This is a genomic window from Micromonospora halotolerans (assembly GCF_032108445.1).
Taxonomy (GTDB): domain Bacteria; phylum Actinomycetota; class Actinomycetes; order Mycobacteriales; family Micromonosporaceae; genus Micromonospora; species Micromonospora halotolerans.
On record NZ_CP134876.1, the window covers coordinates 3,206,734 to 3,224,762 of the forward strand.

The following is an 18,029-nucleotide window of genomic DNA, read 5'->3' on the forward strand; positions in this document are numbered from 1 at the left end:
CCCGTCACGAGAGAGAAGGAAGGCTGCTGATGCCAGGTCAACAGCGCCGTGGCGGCGGGTCCGGTGGCAACGAGGGTGGTCGCCGCGACAACCGCCGTGAGGGCGGCCGCGGAAACGCGCCCGTCGAGAAGACCCCGCACCTCGAGCGGGTCGTCGCGATCAACCGCGTCGCCAAGGTCGTGAAGGGTGGTCGTCGCTTCAGCTTCACCGCCCTGGTGATCGTGGGCGACGGCGACGGCACCGTCGGTGTGGGCTACGGAAAGGCCAAGGAGGTGCCCGCGGCGATCGCCAAGGGCGTCGAGGAGGCCAAGAAGCACTTCTTCAAGGTGCCGCGGATCGGCCAGTCGATCCCGCACCCGGTGCAGGGCGAGGACGCGGCCGGTGTGGTGCTGCTCAAGCCGGCCTCGGCCGGTACGGGTGTCATCGCCGGCGGTCCGGTCCGTGCCGTGCTGGAGTGCGCGGGCATCCACGACGTGCTCTCCAAGAGCCTCGGCTCGTCGAACCCGATCAACATCGTGCACGCCACGGTGGCGGCCCTGAAGGCGCTCGAGTCGCCGGAGCAGGTCGCGGCCCGTCGTGGTCTGCCGGTCGAGGACGTCGCGCCGGCCGCCATGCTGGCGTCGCGGGCGGGGGTGGCGTCCTGATGGCACGCCTGAAGGTCACCCAGGTCCGGTCCGAGATCGGGACCAAGAAGAACCAGCGTGACTCGCTGCGTTCGCTCGGTCTCAAGCGGATCAACGACGTGGTGGTCAAGGAGGATCGGCCGGAGATCCGGGGCATGATCTTCACGGTCAACCACCTCGTGAAGGTCGAGGAGGTCGAGTAATGACGATCAAGGTGCACCACCTGCGCCCGGCGCCCGGAGCCAAGACCGAGAAGACCCGGGTGGGTCGCGGTGAGGGCTCGAAGGGCAAGACCGCCGGTCGCGGTACCAAGGGTTCCAAGGCCCGGAAGAACATCTCGGCGGCGTTCGAGGGTGGGCAGATGCCCATCCACATGCGCCTGCCGAAGCTGAAGGGCTTCAAGAACAAGTTCAAGGTCGTCTTCCAGGTGGTGAACCTGGACCGGCTCGCCGAGCTCTTCCCGAACGGCGGCCAGGTCGGCCCGGTCGAGCTGGCCGAGGCCGGTGCGGTCCGCAAGGGCCACCCGGTCAAGGTGCTCGGCACCGGCGACCTCGGCGGTGTGGCGCTCCAGGTGTCGGCGCACGCGTTCAGCGCGTCGGCCAAGGAGAAGATCACCGCGGCCGGCGGCTCGGTCACCGAGCTGTAAGGCACTCATGGCGCCCGCTCAGTTGTCCGCAACTGGGCGGGCGCCGTGCTCTACCTGGCGAATGTGCGCCGGGTAACATCGGATTCGTTTTATGTAGCCGGGCGCATCTGCCCGGACCCGGGTCGGGCTGTTAGAGTCCCTTCCCAGCTATGGATATCGGGCACTCCGCCCGGCACCCACCCCGCTCCGCCAGGGATCATCACCGGCGGCCCGCGTCGCGCAGGAGGAAGAAGTTGCTGTCCGCCTTTCTCAGTGCGTTCCGTACGCCTGACCTGCGCAAGAAGCTGCTGTTCACAGTAGGCATCATCGCGGTCTACCGGCTGGGCGCCACGCTGCCCAGTCCGGGTGTGTCGTACGGCAACGTGCAGAAGTGCCTCGACACCGTCCAGGGCGGCACCGGTGTGCTGGGCCTGCTGGACCTCTTCTCCGGTGGCGCACTGCTCCAACTCTCGGTCTTCGCGCTGGGCATCATGCCCTACATCACCGCGTCGATCATCCTGCAGCTGCTGACCGTGGTCATTCCGCGTCTGGAGCAGCTCCGCAAGGAGGGCCAGGCCGGCCAGGCGAAGATCACCCAGTACACCCGCTACCTGACGCTGGGCCTGGGCATCCTCCAGTCCTCGGCGTTCGTGGCGCTGGCGCGCTCGGGTCAGCTCTTCAACAACCAGTGCGACCAGTTCCCGATCGTCCCGCGGGGCACCGGCATCCCGGACTGGCTGACGCTGACCATCCTGGTCATGACGATGACCGCCGGCACCGGCATGGTGATGTGGCTCGGTGAGCTGATCACCGACCGGGGCGTCGGCAACGGCATGTCCGTGCTGATCTTCACCTCGATCGCGGCCCGGCTCCCCAGCGAGGGCTGGAAGATCAAGACCACCAAGGGCTGGGGGATGTTCCTCCTCGTCATCGCCCTGGTCCTGCTGGTCATCACCGCGGTCACCTTCATCGAGCAGGCGCAGCGCCGGATCCCGGTGCAGTACGCCAAGCGCATGATCGGCCGGCGGATGTACGGCGGCACGTCCACCTACATCCCGCTCAAGGTGAACCAGGCCGGCGTCATCCCGGTCATCTTCGCCTCGTCGCTGCTCTACCTGCCGACGCTCGCGCTCCAGTTCTTCGACCAGAACGACCCGGGGAAGACCCAGGCCTGGATCCAGAACCACATCGTGAAGGCCGCCGCGCCGGAGCACATCGCGATCTACTTCCTGCTGATCATCTTCTTCACGTACTTCTACGTGTCGATCACGTTCAACCCGACCGAGGTCGCGGACAACATGAAGAAGTACGGCGGCTTCGTGCCGGGCATCCGCCCCGGCAAGCCGACCGCCGAGTACCTCGACTTCATCCTCAGCCGGATCACCCTGCCGGGCGCGCTCTACCTGGGCATCGTCGCGATCCTGCCGAACTTCTTCTTCATCTGGCTCGACAACCAGCAGTTCCAGAACTTCCCGTTCGGCGGCACCGCTGTGCTCATCATGGTCGGCGTCGGTCTGGAGACCGTGAAGCAGATCGAGAGCCAACTCATGCAGCGGAACTACGAAGGGTTCCTGCGGTAGATGCGACTCGTTCTGGTTGGCCCGCCGGGCGCGGGCAAGGGCACACAGGCGGAGTTCATCGCCGCTCACCTCTCGGTGCCGAAGATCTCGACCGGTGACATCTTCCGGGCCAACGTCTCCCAGGGCACGCCCTTGGGGGTCGAGGCGAAGCGGTACATGGACGCCGGCAAGCTGGTGCCGGACGAGGTCACCATCAACATGGTGCGGGACCGGCTCGCCGAGCCGGACGCCGGCGAGGGCTTCCTCCTCGACGGCTTCCCGCGCACGACCCCGCAGGCCGCCGCGCTGGACAAGCTCCTGGCCGACCTCGGCACGGCGCTGGACCTGGTGCTGGAGCTGGTCGTCGACGACGACGAGGTGATCCGGCGGCTCTCCGGCCGGCGCACCTGCCGGGGCTGCGGCAAGATCTGGCACGTCGAGTTCGACGCCACCACCCGCGAGGGTGTCTGTGACCGCTGTGGCGCCGAGCTGTTCCAGCGGGACGACGACAAGCCGGAGACCATCGCGGCCCGGCTGCGGGAGTACGCCGAGAAGACCGCGCCGCTGGTCGACTACTACGGCGCCCAGGGCAAGCTCGTCGGCATCGACGCGACCGGCCCGGTGGAGGACGTCACCGTCCGCGCCATCGACGCCCTTCGCTCGTACGGCGGCTGACGTCCCGCCGGACTGCGGCGGATAGAGTGCGAACAGCGGGGTACGTGCGACGTGCCCCGCTGTTCCGCGCAACGAAAGGTGTCGCCTCCATGCGTCGTCCCCAGCTGGACATCCAGCTGAAGACCCCCGAGCAGATCGAGCTGATGCGGGCCGCCGGTCTGGTGGTCGCCCGTGCGCTGCGCCGGATGCGGGAGGCGGTCGCCCCCGGTGTCAGCACCGCCGATCTCGACGCGATCGCCGAGGCCACCATTCGGGAGGCCGGCGCGGTTCCGTCGTTCAAGGGCTACCACGGCTTTCCGGCGTCGATCTGCTCATCGGTCAACGAGCAGGTGGTGCACGCCATCCCGTCGTCCACGCAGGTGCTCCAGGAGGGCGACCTCATCTCGATCGACTGCGGCGCGGTGCTCGACGGCTGGCACGGCGACGCGGCCATCACGGTCGGGGTCGGCGAGGTCGAGCCGGCCCTGTTGAAGATGGCCGCGGTCGCCGAGGACGCCATGTGGGCCGGCATCGCCGCCGCCGCGCGGGGCGCGGCGAGCGGCAAGGGCCGGCTCACCGACATCTCCCACGCGGTGGAGACCGCGGTCCGCCAGGGCGGCCGGTACGGCATCGTCGACGGCTACGGCGGGCACGGCATCGGCACCGAGATGCACCAGGACCCGCACGTGCTGAACCACGGGCGTCCGGGCAAGGGCCCGCGTCTGGTGCCGGGCATGGCGCTGGCCATCGAGCCGATGATCACCATGGGTTCCCCGCGCACGACCGAGCTGGCCGACGGCTGGACCGTGGTGACCCGCGACCGGTCGATGGCGGTGCACGTCGAGCACTCGATGGCGCTGCTGGACGACGGCGTCTGGGTGCTGACCGCCGAGGACGGCGGCCGGGCCCGGCTCGGCGACCTGGTCACCGCGCGGCAACCCGCCGACTCCCCGGCCGTCTGACCCGAAACGGTCCGCTCGGGCGGTCCTGACCTTCCCGTCCCGCCCCGATGCGGTACCCCGCGCTGGCGGGACGGTGGCATGCTTGCCGGCATGGACGGGCGGAGCGGAATGCGGGCGGCCGACGCCGACCGGGAGGCCACGGCGGAGCGGCTCCGGGTGGCGCTGGAGGAGGGCCGGCTCGGCCTGCACGAGTACGACGAGCGGCTGGTCCGGGCGTACGGCGCCAAGACCTACGCCGACCTGGACGCGGTGGTGGCGGACCTGCCCGGCCCGGCGCCGGCGCAGCGCTCCGCGGTGGTGCCCGCGCCGCCCACCCCGTCACCGGTGACCGGGGACGGCGGGCCGGTGGCCGGGGCCGCGCGGTCCCGGCTGCTCGGGCTCTGGACGCCGTGGCTGCGGGTCGCCGGGATCATGGTCCCGATCTGGGTCCTCGTCTCGATCGGCTCCCGGGACCTGACGCACTTCTGGCCGGCCTGGGTGCTCGGCCCGTGGGGCGCCCTGCTGGTGATGCAGTCGGTGGGGCTCATCGGCGGTGGCCATCCGCGGCACCCGGGCCGACCCCGTCGCCGGGACCGGCGCGGCCGGCGCTGACCCTCCGCCTGTGGCGGTGGTCACAGCGGGCACGGGATTTCCTCCGGCCGGGTGACCGGCCGGGCGGCCGGTTTGGCGACGGCGCGCAGGCGGGCGTACACTTTCAGATCGGCGCACAGCGTCCACTCCGGCATGCCCACCCTGCGCTTCGGTGGGAGTCGGAGCCGCGGCTGGCTCGGGCACGGCGACTCCTCGCCGGAGCCCGTGTAAGACGTTGTGGGCCGTCCGGAGCAACCGACGTCAGGACAGCGGAGGACATGCCGAAAAAAGACGGAGCCATCGAGATCGAGGGTCGGGTCATCGAGCCCCTGCCGAACGCCATGTTCCGGGTGGAGCTCGCGAACGGCCACAAGGTGCTGGCTCACATCAGCGGCAAGATGCGGCAGCACTACATCCGCATCCTGCCGGAGGACCGGGTCGTCGTCGAGCTCTCGCCGTACGACCTGACCCGCGGGCGCATCGTCTACCGCTACAAGTAAGCCTGACGACGGCCGGGACGTCCCCGTGTCCGTCTTCGACGTCCGGGTCGCGCATCGTCGCGTCTCCGGGCCAGATGGGAAGTAAGGCAACCGTGAAGGTCAAGCCGAGCGTCAAGAGGATCTGCAACAAGTGCCGGGTGATCCGCCGGCACGGCCGGGTCATGATCATTTGTTCTGACCCGCGCCACAAGCAGCGCCAGGGCTGAACCGTTCCCGCCGACCGTGACGAGCGGCGGCGGAACCGGCCCGGGTTCGCAGATCCCGCACACACATCACCAGCTCGTCCCAGCCGCGAGCGGTACGCAGCGCGTACTTCCTCGTGGTTGACCCCCGGTCGGAGGCCGGGGCCCGCTTGGGCAGCGACCGATCCCGGTCGCCGGCGCTGAACGCGCCGGAAGGACAGGGGCGGTCGGTAGCGGGGTGGGACGGGTCCACACCTCCGCCACAACATCACGAGGAGTACGCCCGCACATGGCACGTCTAGTCGGCGTGGACCTCCCCCGCGACAAGCGGATGGAGATCGCGCTCACCTACATTTTCGGGGTCGGTCGCACCCGTGCCCTGGAGACGCTCGCCGCCACCGGCATCTCGCCGGAGAAGCGCGCTCGGGACCTCACGGACGAGGAGCTCGTGCAGCTCCGCGACCACATCGAGGCCAACTACCAGGTTGAAGGTGACCTTCGCCGCGAGGTCGCCGCAGACATCCGCCGCAAGGTCGAGATCGGCTGCTACGCGGGTATCCGGCACCGCCGGGGCCTGCCCGTCCGTGGCCAGCGGACCAAGACCAACGCGCGGACCCGGAAGGGCCCGAAGCGGACCGTCGCCGGCAAGAAGAAGCCCGGCAAGAAGTAACTAGGAGCGCACAGACTTATGCCACCGAAGGCTCGTGCCGGAGCCGCCGTCAAGAAGGTCCGGCGCAAGGAACGCAAGAACGTCGCCCACGGGCAGGCGCACATCAAGAGCACCTTCAACAACACCATCGTGTCCATCACGGACCCGACCGGTGCGGTCATCTCCTGGGCCTCCTCGGGCCAGGTGGGCTTCAAGGGCTCGCGCAAGTCGACCCCGTTCGCCGCGCAGCTGGCCGCCGAGGCCGCCGCGCGCCGGGCCATGGATCACGGCATGCGCAAGGTCGACGTGTTCGTCAAGGGCCCCGGCTCCGGCCGGGAGACCGCCATCCGTTCGCTGCAGGCCGCCGGGCTGGAGGTCGGGCAGATCTCCGACGTCACCCCGCAGCCGCACAACGGGTGCCGTCCGCCGAAGCGTCGTCGGGTCTGAGAGGTAGAGAGAGATGGCTCGTTACACCGGTGCTGACTGCCGCCGTTGCCGGCGGGAGAAGATGAAGCTGTTCCTCAAGGGCAGCAAGTGCGATGGCCCGAAGTGCCCGTTCGAGTCCCGGCCGTTCCCGCCCGGGCAGCACGGCCGCGGCCGCACCAAGGAGACGGAGTACCTGCTCCAGCTCCGTGAGAAGCAGAAGGCTCGCCGGGTCTACGGCGTGCTGGAGAAGCAGTTCCGCGGCTACTACGAGGAGGCCGTGGGCAAGCAGGCGAAGACCGGTGAGGTCCTCCTGCAGATCCTCGAGTCGCGGCTGGACAACGTGGTCTACCGGGCCGGCTACGCCGGTTCCCGGGACATGGCCCGCCAGCTGGTCAAGCACGGTCACTTCACGGTGAACGGCAAGAAGGTCGACATCCCGTCGTACCGCGTCAAGGAGCACGACATCATCGAGGTGCGGGAGAAGAGCAAGCAGCTCACCCCGTTCGTGGTGGCGCAGGCTCAGGCCGGTTCGCGGTCGGTTCCGGCCTGGCTCGAGGCGATCCCCAGCCAGATGAAGATCCTCGTGCACTCGCTCCCGGCCCGCCAGGTGATCGACACCCAGGTCCAGGAGCAGCTGATCGTCGAGCTCTACTCCAAGTAAGGGCTCGTTGCGGTGGCCCGCCCTCCGGGCGGGCCACCGGAACAGTTTGTGTCGTGGGCGTCATATAGCGGGCGCCCCGGAAGAGAAGAGAAAAGATGCTCATCAGCCAGCGACCGTCTCTCTCCGAAGAGTCGATCAACGAGACCCGCTCCCGGTTCACCATCGAGCCGCTGGAGCCGGGCTTCGGCTACACCCTGGGCAACTCGCTGCGGCGCACGCTGCTGTCGTCCATCCCGGGTGCGGCGGTCACCTCGATCAAGATCGACGGTGTCCTGCACGAGTTCACCACCATCCCCGGTGTCAAGGAGGACGTGGTCGAGCTCGTCATGAACATCAAGGAGCTCTGCGTCAGCTCCGAGCACGACGAGCCGGTCAGCATGTACCTGCGCAAGCAGGGCCCGGGCGACGTGACCGCCGGTGACATCCAGCCCCCGGCCGGTGTCTCGGTGCACAACCCGGACCTGAAGCTCGCCACCCTGAACGGCAAGGGCCGGCTCGACATGGAGCTGACCGTCGAGCGGGGTCGTGGCTACGTCACGGCGGCGCAGAACAAGCAGGCGGGTGCCGAGATCGGCCGGATCCCGGTCGACTCGATCTACTCGCCGGTGCTCAAGGTGACCTACCGGGTCGAGGCGACCCGTGTCGAGCAGCGGACCGACTTCGACCGGCTCATCATCGACGTCGAGACCAAGCCGTCGATGGGCCCGCGTACCGCGCTGGCCTCGGCCGGCTCGACGCTGGTGGAGCTGTTCGGGCTGGCCCGGGAGCTGGACGAGACCGCCGAGGGCATCGACATCGGGCCGTCCCCGCAGGACGCCCAGCTGGCGGCCGACCTGGCCCTGCCGATCGAGGAGCTGGACCTGACCGTCCGCTCCTACAACTGCCTCAAGCGCGAGGGCATCAACTCCGTTGGTGAGCTGATCGGGCGTACCGAGGCCGACCTCCTCGACATCCGCAACTTCGGCCAGAAGTCGATCGACGAGGTCAAGATGAAGCTCGCCGGGATGGGCCTGGGGCTGAAGGACTCGGCTCCGAACTTCGACCCGGCGCACGTCGTGGACGCCTTCGGCGAGGCCGACTACGACACCGACGACTACCGCGAGACCGAGCAGCTCTAGTCCGCGCTGCCGCCACACCTGAGGAGCACCAAGCATGCCCACGCCCACCAAGGGCCCCCGCCTCGGCGGCAGCCCCGCGCACGAGCGGCTGATGCTGGCCAACCTGGCCACCGCGCTGTTCCAGCACGGCAAGATCCAGACCACCGAGACGAAGGCCCGGCGGCTGCGTCCGCTGGCCGAGCAGCTGATCACCAAGGCCAAGCGCGGCGACCTCGCCGCGCGGCGTCGGGTGCTCGGCGTCGTCAAGGACAAGGACGTGGTCTACGCCCTGTTCGACCAGATCGCGCCCCGGTACGCCAACCGCAACGGTGGCTACACCCGGATCGTGAAGACCGGTCCGCGCAAGGGTGACGCCGCTCCGATGGCGATCATCGAGCTGGTGGAGGAGCTTCAGGTCGCCGAGCCCAAGGCGAACAAGAAGACCGCCGCCCGCAAGGCCGCCCAGCAGGACAAGGTCGAGGCCCTGGCCCCGGCCGAGGAGGCCCCGCGCTCCAGCGAGGCCGCCGACCAGGACGCCGAGGCCCCGGTCTCGGCCTCCGGTGACACCGCCGAGGCCCGCGAGGACAGCGACGAGGCCGGCGAGAACGACAAGGCCTGAGCACAGGCCGCATCGTCGGGCCCGGTACCCCCGCACGGGGTGCCGGGCCCGACGGCTTGAGGAGGTACGAGGTGGACGAGCGGACCCGGCTGCGGCTGGACGTCTCGTACGACGGCACCGACTTCTCCGGCTGGGCCGCCCAGCCAACCCGGCGCACGGTCGCCGGGGTGCTCATGGAGACCCTGGACCTGGTCCTCGGCGCGGGCACCGCGACCGGGCTGACCGTGGCCGGCCGCACCGACGCCGGCGTGCACGCCACCGGGCAGGTCTGCCACCTCGACCTGCCGACCGAGGTGTGGCGACAGTACGACGGGAGGCTGCTGCGCCGGCTGGCCCGGCTGCTCCCTCCCGACGTGCGGGTGCGGGCGATGACCCAGGTGCCGGCCGACTTCGACGCCCGCTTCTCGGCCACGTTCCGCCGCTACGAGTACCGGGTGACCGACGCGCCGTGGGGCGCCGAGCCGCTGCGCCGCACCGACACCCTCGCCTGGCCGAAGCCGCTGGACCTGGCGGCGCTGAATGCCACCGCGGCCGGCCTGGTGGGGGAGCACGACTTCGCCGCGTACTGCCGGCGCAAGGAGAACGCCACCACGCTGCGCGAGGTGACCCGACTGGACTGGCGGCGCGAGCCGGACGGCATACTGGTCGCCACGGTGCAGGCCGACGCGTTCTGCCAGAACATGGTCCGCAGCCTGGTCGGCGCCATGCTGGTGGCCGGCGACGGCCGCCGGCCGGTCGAGTGGCCGGCCGGCCTGCTGGACCGCCGGGAACGTGCCAGCGAGGTGACCGTGGCGCCCGCGCACGGGCTGGCCCTGGTCGAGGTCGGCTACCCGGCCGACCCCGCCGAGTACGCCCGCCGCGCCGACCTCACCCGCCGGCTCCGGGTGCCGGTGGCCGAGGGCTGAGCACAGCGGAACGGCCCGCCGCCCCCGGAACGAGGACGACGGGCCGTGGTGGCCGGCTCAGTTGCGGGTGCCGTCCTGGCCGGCGGTGCCCTCCGTCGGGCCCTCCGTGGGCTGGCTGGCCGCCCCGCCGCTGGCCCGGCGCTCCAGCACGCCCCGGTTCAGGTAGGCCTCGATCATGTCGTACAGGATGTCCCGGGCCTTCGTGTCGCCGGAACTGATCCGTTCCCCGTCGGCCCGGGTGACGACGCAGTAGGCGAGGTAGTGCCCGCGGACCTGCCAGCCGACCCGGGCGGCGGCCGTGGCCACGACCTCGGTGTCCTTGTCCGCCGCCATGCCGCGGAACCGGCCCTGCCGCTCGTCCAGCATCGGGCGGATCCGGTCGCGCGCCCGCTGGGCGCTGGCCACGTCGGTCAGGTTGAACAGGCCGGCGGTGAGCAGGTGGTCGCCGTCGGGGGAGCGGAGGGTGGCCCGGACCACCTGGTTGCAGCCGAGGCGGACCAGCAGGTCGGCGATCTCGCCGGTGGCCGCGACCGCGCAGCTGCCGCTGGAGTTCGTCTTCAACACCCGGTACGCCGGCTGCCCGTCCGCCACCACGAGCTGCTGGCCGGGGAAGACCTCCTTGGCGCTGAGCGCCGCCTGGTCGGTGTCCCGGGAGTCCAGGTCGGTGCCGTCGGGCGCGGCGGACTGCTCCACCACCGGCTGGCTGCTCTGCTGGCTGGCCGGTGGCGTGAGGGTCCGGTCCTCCAGGAGGGCGGCGACGGCCAGCCCGGTGAGGGCGAGCAGCATGAGCACGGCGGCGCCGCCGATCAGCACCTGCCAGGCCCGGCCGCCGCGCCGGCGATCGGGCCGGCGGGGCCGGGTCAGGTCCACCGGATCGGTGGTCCGGACGACGGGGTCGTCAGCGGTCGAGGTCGTGGCGGTCGACGCCGCGTGGGTCGACGCCGCCGGCCTCGGCGCGGCGGCCGGCGTCGGCTGCGGCACCGGCGGTGCGGGCGGCGGCACGGCCGGCGTGGGCTGCGGCACGGGAGCGGGCTCCCGGGGCGGGGCGGGCCGGCTCGGCGCCGGAGCCGGAGCCGGGGGCGCCGGGGCCGGCGCCCGGGCGACGTCGGCGGCCGGTCGGGCGGGTCGGACCGGTGGCGGCAGCGACGGGGTGGGGAAGCGGGACCGCGAGGGACCCGCCGGCGGAGCCGGCGCGTCCCCGGGCACGGACGGGTCCGATCCGGGCCGCGGGTACTCCAGGAAGGCGTCCTCATCGGACTCGTACCGATACACCATGTTGGCTACAGTAGGGGTCATTGTCCCTTTCGTGGGTAATATCGGCAAAATCTGGCGGAGTGGCGTCCCGTCCTGCCTGCCGCACCGTCGGGGGCGCCGCTCCCGGGCGGTGCGACAATGCCCGACGTGACCGGCGACCACTACTTCACCGCTGAACCCACGACCCCCGCCCAGCCGCGCAAGGTCGAGTTCTCCGTCGCCGGGCGCGACTACACCCTCGCCTCGTCCGCCGGCGTCTTCTCCGCCGCCCGGCTGGATCCCGGGACCGCGGTGCTGCTGCGCAAGGCCGACCTGCCGGCGTACGACGCCACCGGCCCGCTGCTCGACGTCGGATGCGGCTTCGGGCCGATCACCTGCGTCCTGGCCAGCAGCGCGCCGGCCGCCACCGTCTGGGCGGTCGACGTCAACCAGCGGGCCCGCGACCTCACCGCGGCCAACGCCGCCCGGGTCGGTGCCGCCGACCGGGTCCGGGTGGCCGCGCCCGACGACGTACCCGCCGACGTCGCCTTCGCCGAGATCTGGTCCAACCCGCCCATCCACATCGGCAAGGCGGAGCTGCACGAGCTGCTGCGGCGCTGGCTGCCCCGACTCACCCCGGACGGGGTGGCCTGGCTGGTCGTCGCCCGGCACCTCGGCGGCGACTCGCTGCACCGCTGGCTGGTCGAGCAGGGCTGGCAGGTCGAGCGGCACGCCAGCCAGAAGGGCTACCGGGTGCTGCGGGTCACCCGGTAATCCGGTGTCGCCCACACCCGCCCCTCGGGGAGGATGCCCGCGTGGGATACGTGGACGTGGCAGGGGTCGGGCACATCCTCCCGGACGGCCAGGAACTCTTCGCCGAGGTGTCGTTCCGGGTCGGTGAGGGCGCGAAGGTGGCGCTCGTCGGCCCCAACGGCGCCGGCAAGACCACCTTGCTGCGCATGGTCGCCGGCGACCTGCCGGTGAAGACCGGCGCCGTCGCCCGCGCCGGCGGGCTCGGCGTGATGCGCCAGTTCATCGGCATGATCGGTGACGAGTCGACCCTCGCCGACCTGGCGCTGACGCTCGCCCCGCCCGCGCTACGCGACGCCGGCCGCCGCCTCGCCGACACCGAGGCGGCCATGCGGGCGGCCGAGGTCCGCGGCAAGTACAGCAGCGCCGCCGGCAAGGCGCAGCTCGCGTACGCGGACGCCCTGGCCGCCTGGGGCGAGACCGGCGGGTACGACGCCGAGGTGCTCTTCGACACCGTCGCCACCATCGTCCTCGACCTGCCCTGGGACGCCGCCCGGGAGCGGCCGGTGCGCACCCTCTCCGGCGGCCAGCAGAAGCGGTTCGCGCTGGAACTGCTGCTCCGCGGCCCGGACGAGGTGCTCCTCCTCGACGAGCCGGACAACTTCCTCGACGTGCCCGGCAAGCGCTGGCTGGAGACCCGGCTGCGCGAGTCCGGCAAGTCCGTGCTCTACGTCTCGCACGACCGGGAGCTGCTCGCCCAGACCGCCGACCGGGTGGTCGCCGTGGAGGGCGGCAGCGCCTGGGTGCACCCGGGTGGCTTCGCCAGCTGGCACGAGGCGCGGGTGGCCCGGCACGCCCGCCTCGACGAGCTGCGCCGCCGCTGGGACGAGGAGCACCAGAAGCTGCGCGAGCTGATGCTCATGTACAAGCAGAAGGCCGCGTACAACGACGGGATGGCCTCCCGCTACCAGGCCGCGCAGACCCGGCTGCGCAAGTTCGAGGAGGCCGGGCCGCCGCCCGTACCCCCGAAGGACCAGGACATCCGGATGCGCCTGACCGGCGGGCGGACCGGGAAGCGCGCGGTGATCGCCGAGCAGCTCGAACTGGACGGCCTTACGTATCCCTTCGACCTGGAACTCTGGTACGGCGACCGGGTCGCCGTGCTCGGCGCGAACGGGACCGGGAAGTCGCACTTCCTGCGCCTGCTCGCCCGCGGCGGCACCGACCCGGACCCGGCCAACATCCCGGTCGACGGGGCGAAGCTGGCGCCCGTCGCGCACGGCGGGGCCGTACGCCTCGGCGCGCGGGTCCGGCCCGGCCACTTCTCGCAGACCCACGACCGGCCCGAGCTGATGGAGAAGACGCTCGTCGACATCCTGTGGCGGGGCGACGAGCACCGGGCCGGCATGGACCGGCACGCGGCCATGGCGGCGCTGTCCCGGTACGAGCTGGCCGGGCAGGGCGACCAGCGGTTCGGCACCCTCTCCGGCGGCCAGCAGGCGCGCTTCCTCGTGCTGCTGCTGGAGCTGTCCGGGGCCACCCTGCTGCTGCTCGACGAGCCCACCGACAACCTCGACCTGGCCTCCGCCGAGGCCCTCGAAGCGGGGCTGGACGCGTTCGCCGGGACGGTGGTGGCGGTCACCCACGACCGGTGGTTCACCCGCTCCTTCGACCGGTTCGTGCTGTTCCGCGGCGACGGCGAGGTGGTGGAGACCCCGGAGCCGGTCTGGGACGTCGGGTGAGGGCGCGCCCACCGGCATAGGGTGGATCTCGTGACTGAGATGACCTACCGCCGGCTCGGCGACTCCGGACTCGTGGTGTCCGTCGTCGGCATCGGCTGCAACAACTTCGGCCGCAAGCTCGACCTCGACGGCACCCGCGCGGTCGTGGACGCCGCGCTCGACGCCGGGATCAACTTCTTCGACACCGCCGACATCTACGGGGAGCCGCAGGGCAGCTCCGAGGAACTGCTCGGGCAGGCGCTCAAGGGCCGCCGGGACGACGTGGTGGTCGCCACCAAGTTCGGCATGGACATGCACGGGTTGAACGGGCCGGACCACGGCGCCCGGGGCGCCCGCCGCTACATCGCCCGGGCGGTCGAGGCGTCCCTGCGCCGCCTCGACACCGACCACATCGACCTCTACCAGATGCACGAGCCCGACCCGGGCACCCCCATCGATGAGACCCTCGCGGCGCTGGACGACCTGGTCACCGCCGGCAAGGTGCGCTACCTCGGCAACTCCAACTTCGCCGGCTGGCAGATCGCCGACGCCGACTGGACCGCCTCCTCCCAGGGCCGCACCCGCTTCATCTCCGCGCAGAACCACTACTCGCTGCTGGAGCGGAGCGTCGAGGCCGAGGTGATCCCGGCGTGCGAGCGGTTCGGGCTCGGCATGCTGCCGTTCTTCCCCCTCGCGAACGGCCTGCTCACCGGCAAGTACAAGCGGGACGAGGCCCCGCCCGCCGGCAGCCGGCTCTCCGGCGGCGGCCGGTACGCCCAGCGCCTCGCCGCCGCCGACTGGGACACCATCGAGGCCATCGAGGCGTACGCGGCCGAGCGCGGGATCAGCATGCTCCAGGTGGCCATCGGCGGGCTCGCGGCCCGGCCCGCGGTGACCTCGGTGATCGCCGGCGCCACCACGCCCGAGCAGGTACGCGCCAACGCCGAGGCGGGCACCTGGCAGCCCACCGACGAGGACCTCGACGCCCTCGACGCGATCCTCTGACCCACCTCACGCTGCCCCGGCACCCCGCCCGGTGCCGGGGCAGCGTGCTGTCCGGGGATGTGGCCGCATCCGCGCGTCCGGCGGCAGCAGCACGGAGACCGGCGCGTCGCGGGCGAGGAGATCCGCACCCCAGAGGTAGGCGGCGCTGCGTCCGGCGATCGCACCGTGCGCCGGCAACAGCAGCGCCACGGCGTCGCACCACATCCGGTGATCGCCGGCGCGGTGGCCGTCGCGGTGCACGTAGACGTCCGGCAGCAGCCGGATCCACGCTGGACTCCGCAGCATGGTCCAGGTCAGGAGCCCCTCGGCGACTGCGGTGCTGCCGCGGAACGGCGGACGGACAGCCGGCGGGGGACGCGGGCGGACGAGGGCATCCGGACAGCATGACGTGAGCGGGAGATCACCCGCTGTCTGCGTACTCCACCTCGGACGGTCGGTGGGAAATTCCCCACCCGCCCCTTGGCGGATCCGCGCACACGTCGTACGGTAGGCCCGCAAGTGACCCACGGGAGCCCGGTGCCACCGGGCTGAGAGGGGGGCTGGAAGCCCCCGACCGTCGAACCTGATCCGGGTAATGCCGGCGCAGGGAGGAGAGTTGCCGTGCCGTCCCTGGGACGACTGCATCTGATCACCGACACCCGGCCGGGTCGGCAGCCTCTCGCCGTGCTGCGCGCCGTCCTGCCGGTGGCCCGCGCCGAGCTGGTCGTCCAGGTCCGGGTGGAGGACGACGCCACCGACCGGGAGGCGTACGAGCTGGCCAGCCGGGTGGTCGGGCTGTGCCGGCCGTACGGGGCGACGTGCCTGGTCAACGACCGGCTGCACGTGGCGCTGGCGGTCGGCGCCGCCGGAGGCCACGTCGGCGCGGAGGACCTGCCGGTGGCGGCCGCCCGCCGGGTGCTCGGCGCCGGCGCCGTGCTCGGCGCGACCGCGCGGGAGCCGGGCGGCGCCGCCGCGGCGGTCGCCGCCGGGGCCAGCTACCTGGGCGTGGGCCCCTGTCACGCGACCACCACCAAGTCCGGCCTGCCCGAGCCGATCGGCCCGGCCGGGCTGCGGGCGGTGGCCGGTGCCGTGGACGTGCCCGTGATCGCCATCGGCGGGGTGACCGCCGCGTCGGTGCCGGCGCTGCGGGCCGCCGGCGCGTACGGGGTGGCGGTGGTGGGCGCGCTGTCGGCCAGCCCCGATCCGGGCCGGACGACCGCCGAGCTGATCGAGGCGCTGGCGTGCTGACCCGACCGGACGTCGCCATCGTGGGGGCGGGACCGGTCGGGCTGGCGATCGCGTGGCGGTGCGCGTCCCGCGGGCTGCGCGTGACCGTCCACGATCCCGCTCCCGGCTCCGGGGCCTCGCACGTCGCCGCCGGGATGCTGTCCCCGGTCGCCGAGGCGTACTTCGGTGAGCACGAGCTGACCGCCCTGCTCGCCGAGTCCGCCGCGCGCTGGCCCCGCTTCGCCGCCGACCTGGCCGAGGCGGCCGGCGCCGACGTCGGCTACCGCGCCGACGGCACCCTGGTGGTCGGGCTCACCGCCGACGACCTGGCCGAGGCGCGGCGGCTCTGGTCGTACCAGCAGGGGTGGGGACTGCCGATCACGCCGCTGCGCCCCTCGGAGCTGCGCGACCGCGAGCCGGCGCTGGCCCCGCGGGTGCGCGGCGGCGCGGTCGCGCCCGGCGACCACCAGGTCGACCCGCGCCGGCTGGTGCCGGCGCTGCGGGCGGCGGCCGAGCGGGCCGGCGCGGTGCTGAACCCGGCCCGGGTCGGCGCGCTGTCCGAGGTGGACGCCGGGGCCACCGTGGTGGCGGCCGGCTGCGGCGCCGCCGCGCTGACCGGGCTGCCGGTCCGGCCGGTCAAGGGCCAGGTGCTCCGGCTCCGCGCGCCCGGTCGCGGCGCGCCGGACTTCCGGCACGTGATCCGGGGGTACGCCGACGGCGAGTCGGTCTATCTCGTGCCCCGGGACAGCGGCGAGGTGGTGGTCGGGGCGACCGTCGAGGAGCGCGCGGACACCGAGGTGACCGCCGGGGCGGTGCTCCGGCTGCTCCGCGCCGCCGTCGACCTGGTGCCGGAGCTGGCCGAGTACGACCTGGTGGAGGCGACCGCCGGGCTGCGCCCCGGCACGCCGGACAACGCGCCGATCATCGGGGCGCTGCCCGGCCGGCCCGGCGTGCTCGTCGCCACCGGGCACCATCGGCACGGCATCGTGCTCACCCCGGTCACCGCCGACCTGGTCACCGAGCTGATCGTCACCGGCGAGCCGGACCCGCTGCTCGCCCCCTTCACCCCGGACCGGTTCGGGAAGGAGCCCAGGTGGAACTGATCGTCAACGGCGCGGGACGGGACCTGCCCGGCGGCTCGACCGTCGCCGACGTGGTCCGCGCGGTCACCGCTCAGGAACGCGGCCTGGCGGTCGCGGTGAACGGCGAGGTGGTGCCGCGCGGCGGCTGGTCGGCGGCCGTGCTGCGCGACGGCGACCGGGTCGAGGTGCTCAGCGCCGCCCAGGGCGGGTGAGCCGGATGTCCTTCCAGATCGGTGGGGTGGGCTTCGGCTCCCGGCTCATCCTCGGAACCGGCGGCGCGGGCAACCTGCACGTGCTGGAGCAGGCCATCCGCGCCTCCGGCACCGAACTGGTCACCCTGGCGCTGCGCCGGGTGGACACCGCACCGGCCGCCGCCGGCGGCCTGCTCGACCTGCTGGACCGGTGCGGGGTGCGGCTGCTGCCGAACACGGCCGGCTGCTACACCGCCTCCGAGGCGGTGAAGGTGGCGCAGCTGGCCCGGGAGGCGTTCGACACCGACTGGGTGAAGCTGGAGGTGATCGGCGACGAGCGCACGCTGCTGCCCGACGGGGTGGAGCTGCTGCGCGCCGCCGAGGAACTGGTGGCCGACGGGTTCACCGTCCTGCCGTACACCTCGGACGATCCGATCCTGGCCCGGCGGCTGGCCGACGTCGGCTGCGCGGCCGTGATGCCCGCCGGCGCGCCGATCGGCTCCGGGCTGGGGGTGACCAACCCGCACCACATCCGGCTGATCCGGCAGGGCGTGGACGTGCCGGTGATCCTCGACGCGGGGATCGGCACCGCCTCCGACGCCGCGCTCGCCATGGAGCTGGGCTGCGACGCCGTGCTGCTGGCCAGCGCGGTCACCCGGGCCGCCGACCCGGTGGCGATGGCCACCGCCATGCGGCACGCCGTCGAGGCGGGGCGGCTGGCGTACGGGGCGGGCCGGATAGCCCGCCGCTTCCACGCGCTCGCCTCCACTCCGGACGAGGGGAGGCCGGACCTGTGACGGCACCCGCTT

General features: G+C 72.4%; 24 protein-coding genes and 1 riboswitch. Of the genes, 22 read left to right on the forward strand and 2 right to left on the reverse strand.

Annotation, left to right across the window (positions count from 1 at the left end):
* Positions 1–29: 29 nt before the first annotated feature.
* From rpsE to truA, 15 genes are all read left to right on the forward strand, one after another.
* A complete protein-coding gene (rpsE, locus tag RMN56_RS15335; RefSeq protein ID WP_091262790.1) occupies positions 30–644 on the forward strand; it encodes a 30S ribosomal protein S5 in 615 nt (204 codons plus the stop codon).
* Positions 644–826, forward strand: a complete 183-nt coding sequence (gene rpmD / locus RMN56_RS15340; RefSeq protein WP_013473693.1) for a 50S ribosomal protein L30 — start codon at positions 644–646, stop codon at positions 824–826. The genes rpsE and rpmD overlap by 1 nt, the downstream gene beginning before the upstream one ends.
* A complete protein-coding gene (gene rplO / locus RMN56_RS15345) occupies positions 826–1,269 on the forward strand; it encodes a 50S ribosomal protein L15 (protein WP_313724417.1) in 444 nt (147 codons plus the stop codon). The genes rpmD and rplO overlap by 1 nt, the downstream gene beginning before the upstream one ends.
* 233 nt (positions 1,270–1,502) lie before the next feature.
* Positions 1,503–2,828, forward strand: a complete 1,326-nt coding sequence (gene secY, locus RMN56_RS15350; protein WP_313724418.1) for a preprotein translocase subunit SecY — start codon at positions 1,503–1,505, stop codon at positions 2,826–2,828.
* Positions 2,829–3,482, forward strand: coding sequence for an adenylate kinase (locus RMN56_RS15355; RefSeq protein WP_151463666.1), 654 nt, complete (start codon positions 2,829–2,831; stop codon positions 3,480–3,482).
* A gap of 89 nt (positions 3,483–3,571) precedes the next feature.
* Positions 3,572–4,423, forward strand: a complete 852-nt coding sequence (gene map / locus RMN56_RS15360; RefSeq protein WP_313724419.1) for a type I methionyl aminopeptidase — start codon at positions 3,572–3,574, stop codon at positions 4,421–4,423.
* A gap of 90 nt (positions 4,424–4,513) precedes the next feature.
* Complete coding sequence (locus tag RMN56_RS15365) at positions 4,514–5,014, forward strand: DUF1707 SHOCT-like domain-containing protein (RefSeq protein WP_313724420.1); 501 nt, start codon at positions 4,514–4,516, stop codon at positions 5,012–5,014.
* A gap of 257 nt (positions 5,015–5,271) precedes the next feature.
* Complete coding sequence (gene infA / locus RMN56_RS15370) at positions 5,272–5,493, forward strand: translation initiation factor IF-1 (protein ID WP_007073013.1); 222 nt, start codon at positions 5,272–5,274, stop codon at positions 5,491–5,493.
* 92 nt (positions 5,494–5,585) lie between these two features.
* The gene (rpmJ, locus tag RMN56_RS15375; protein ID WP_088982067.1) at positions 5,586–5,699 is read left to right on the forward strand and encodes a 50S ribosomal protein L36; all 114 of its coding nucleotides are present in this window, start codon (positions 5,586–5,588) and stop codon (positions 5,697–5,699) included.
* A gap of 265 nt (positions 5,700–5,964) precedes the next feature.
* Positions 5,965–6,345, forward strand: a complete 381-nt coding sequence (gene rpsM / locus RMN56_RS15380; RefSeq protein ID WP_154228713.1) for a 30S ribosomal protein S13 — start codon at positions 5,965–5,967, stop codon at positions 6,343–6,345.
* Between the two features lie 18 nt (positions 6,346–6,363).
* Positions 6,364–6,771 (forward strand): 30S ribosomal protein S11, encoded by a 408-nt coding sequence (gene rpsK, locus RMN56_RS15385; protein ID WP_148430066.1) that lies wholly within the window; start codon positions 6,364–6,366, stop codon positions 6,769–6,771.
* A gap of 13 nt (positions 6,772–6,784) precedes the next feature.
* Entirely contained in the window at positions 6,785–7,411 is a 627-nt protein-coding gene (rpsD, locus tag RMN56_RS15390; protein ID WP_262283046.1) for a 30S ribosomal protein S4, read from the forward strand.
* Between the two features lie 95 nt (positions 7,412–7,506).
* Positions 7,507–8,529, forward strand: coding sequence for a DNA-directed RNA polymerase subunit alpha (locus tag RMN56_RS15395; protein ID WP_007073009.1), 1,023 nt, complete (start codon positions 7,507–7,509; stop codon positions 8,527–8,529).
* A gap of 34 nt (positions 8,530–8,563) precedes the next feature.
* The gene (gene rplQ / locus RMN56_RS15400; RefSeq protein WP_313724421.1) at positions 8,564–9,127 is read left to right on the forward strand and encodes a 50S ribosomal protein L17; all 564 of its coding nucleotides are present in this window, start codon (positions 8,564–8,566) and stop codon (positions 9,125–9,127) included.
* Positions 9,128–9,198: 71 nt separating this feature from the next.
* Entirely contained in the window at positions 9,199–10,032 is an 834-nt protein-coding gene (truA, locus tag RMN56_RS15405) for a tRNA pseudouridine(38-40) synthase TruA (protein ID WP_313724422.1), read from the forward strand.
* 57 nt (positions 10,033–10,089) lie between these two features.
* Here truA and RMN56_RS15410 read toward each other — a convergent pair whose 3' ends face one another.
* A complete protein-coding gene (locus tag RMN56_RS15410) occupies positions 10,090–11,307 on the reverse strand; it encodes a hypothetical protein (RefSeq protein WP_313724423.1) in 1,218 nt (405 codons plus the stop codon).
* Between the two features lie 126 nt (positions 11,308–11,433).
* Here RMN56_RS15410 and RMN56_RS15415 point away from each other — a divergent pair, with 126 nt between their 5' ends.
* From RMN56_RS15415 to RMN56_RS15425, 3 genes are read left to right on the forward strand one after another with little or no spacing between them, the layout of a single operon-like run.
* The gene (locus RMN56_RS15415; RefSeq protein ID WP_313724747.1) at positions 11,434–12,039 is read left to right on the forward strand and encodes a class I SAM-dependent methyltransferase; all 606 of its coding nucleotides are present in this window, start codon (positions 11,434–11,436) and stop codon (positions 12,037–12,039) included.
* A gap of 41 nt (positions 12,040–12,080) precedes the next feature.
* Entirely contained in the window at positions 12,081–13,757 is a 1,677-nt protein-coding gene (locus RMN56_RS15420; RefSeq protein WP_313724424.1) for an ABC-F family ATP-binding cassette domain-containing protein, read from the forward strand.
* Positions 13,758–13,778: 21 nt separating this feature from the next.
* Complete coding sequence (locus RMN56_RS15425; RefSeq protein WP_313724425.1) at positions 13,779–14,741, forward strand: aldo/keto reductase; 963 nt, start codon at positions 13,779–13,781, stop codon at positions 14,739–14,741.
* Between the two features lie 6 nt (positions 14,742–14,747).
* Here the strand turns inward: RMN56_RS15425 and RMN56_RS15430 are convergent, their stop codons facing one another.
* Positions 14,748–15,026, reverse strand: coding sequence for a hypothetical protein (locus RMN56_RS15430; RefSeq protein WP_313724426.1), 279 nt, complete (start codon positions 15,024–15,026; stop codon positions 14,748–14,750).
* A 210-nt stretch (positions 15,027–15,236) separates the two neighbouring features.
* Positions 15,237–15,347, forward strand: a riboswitch (TPP riboswitch).
* Between RMN56_RS15430 and RMN56_RS15435 the strand changes: the two genes are divergently transcribed.
* From RMN56_RS15435 to RMN56_RS15450, 4 genes are all read left to right on the forward strand, one after another.
* Positions 15,342–15,968: a thiamine phosphate synthase gene (locus RMN56_RS15435; protein WP_313724427.1), complete on the forward strand. Its 627-nt coding sequence runs from the start codon at positions 15,342–15,344 to the stop codon at positions 15,966–15,968. (Overlaps the previous riboswitch by 6 nt.)
* Positions 15,962–17,050 carry a glycine oxidase ThiO gene (gene thiO / locus RMN56_RS15440; RefSeq protein ID WP_313724428.1) on the forward strand — a complete coding sequence of 363 codons (1,089 nt, stop codon included), beginning with the start codon at positions 15,962–15,964 and terminating at the stop codon, positions 17,048–17,050. Before RMN56_RS15435 ends, thiO begins: the two co-directional genes overlap by 7 nt.
* The gene (gene thiS / locus RMN56_RS15445) at positions 17,041–17,241 is read left to right on the forward strand and encodes a sulfur carrier protein ThiS (RefSeq protein ID WP_313724429.1); all 201 of its coding nucleotides are present in this window, start codon (positions 17,041–17,043) and stop codon (positions 17,239–17,241) included. Before thiO ends, thiS begins: the two co-directional genes overlap by 10 nt.
* Before the next feature lie 5 nt (positions 17,242–17,246).
* Positions 17,247–18,017, forward strand: coding sequence for a thiazole synthase (locus RMN56_RS15450; RefSeq protein ID WP_376787300.1), 771 nt, complete (start codon positions 17,247–17,249; stop codon positions 18,015–18,017).
* The last annotated feature ends 12 nt before the right edge of the window (positions 18,018–18,029 follow it).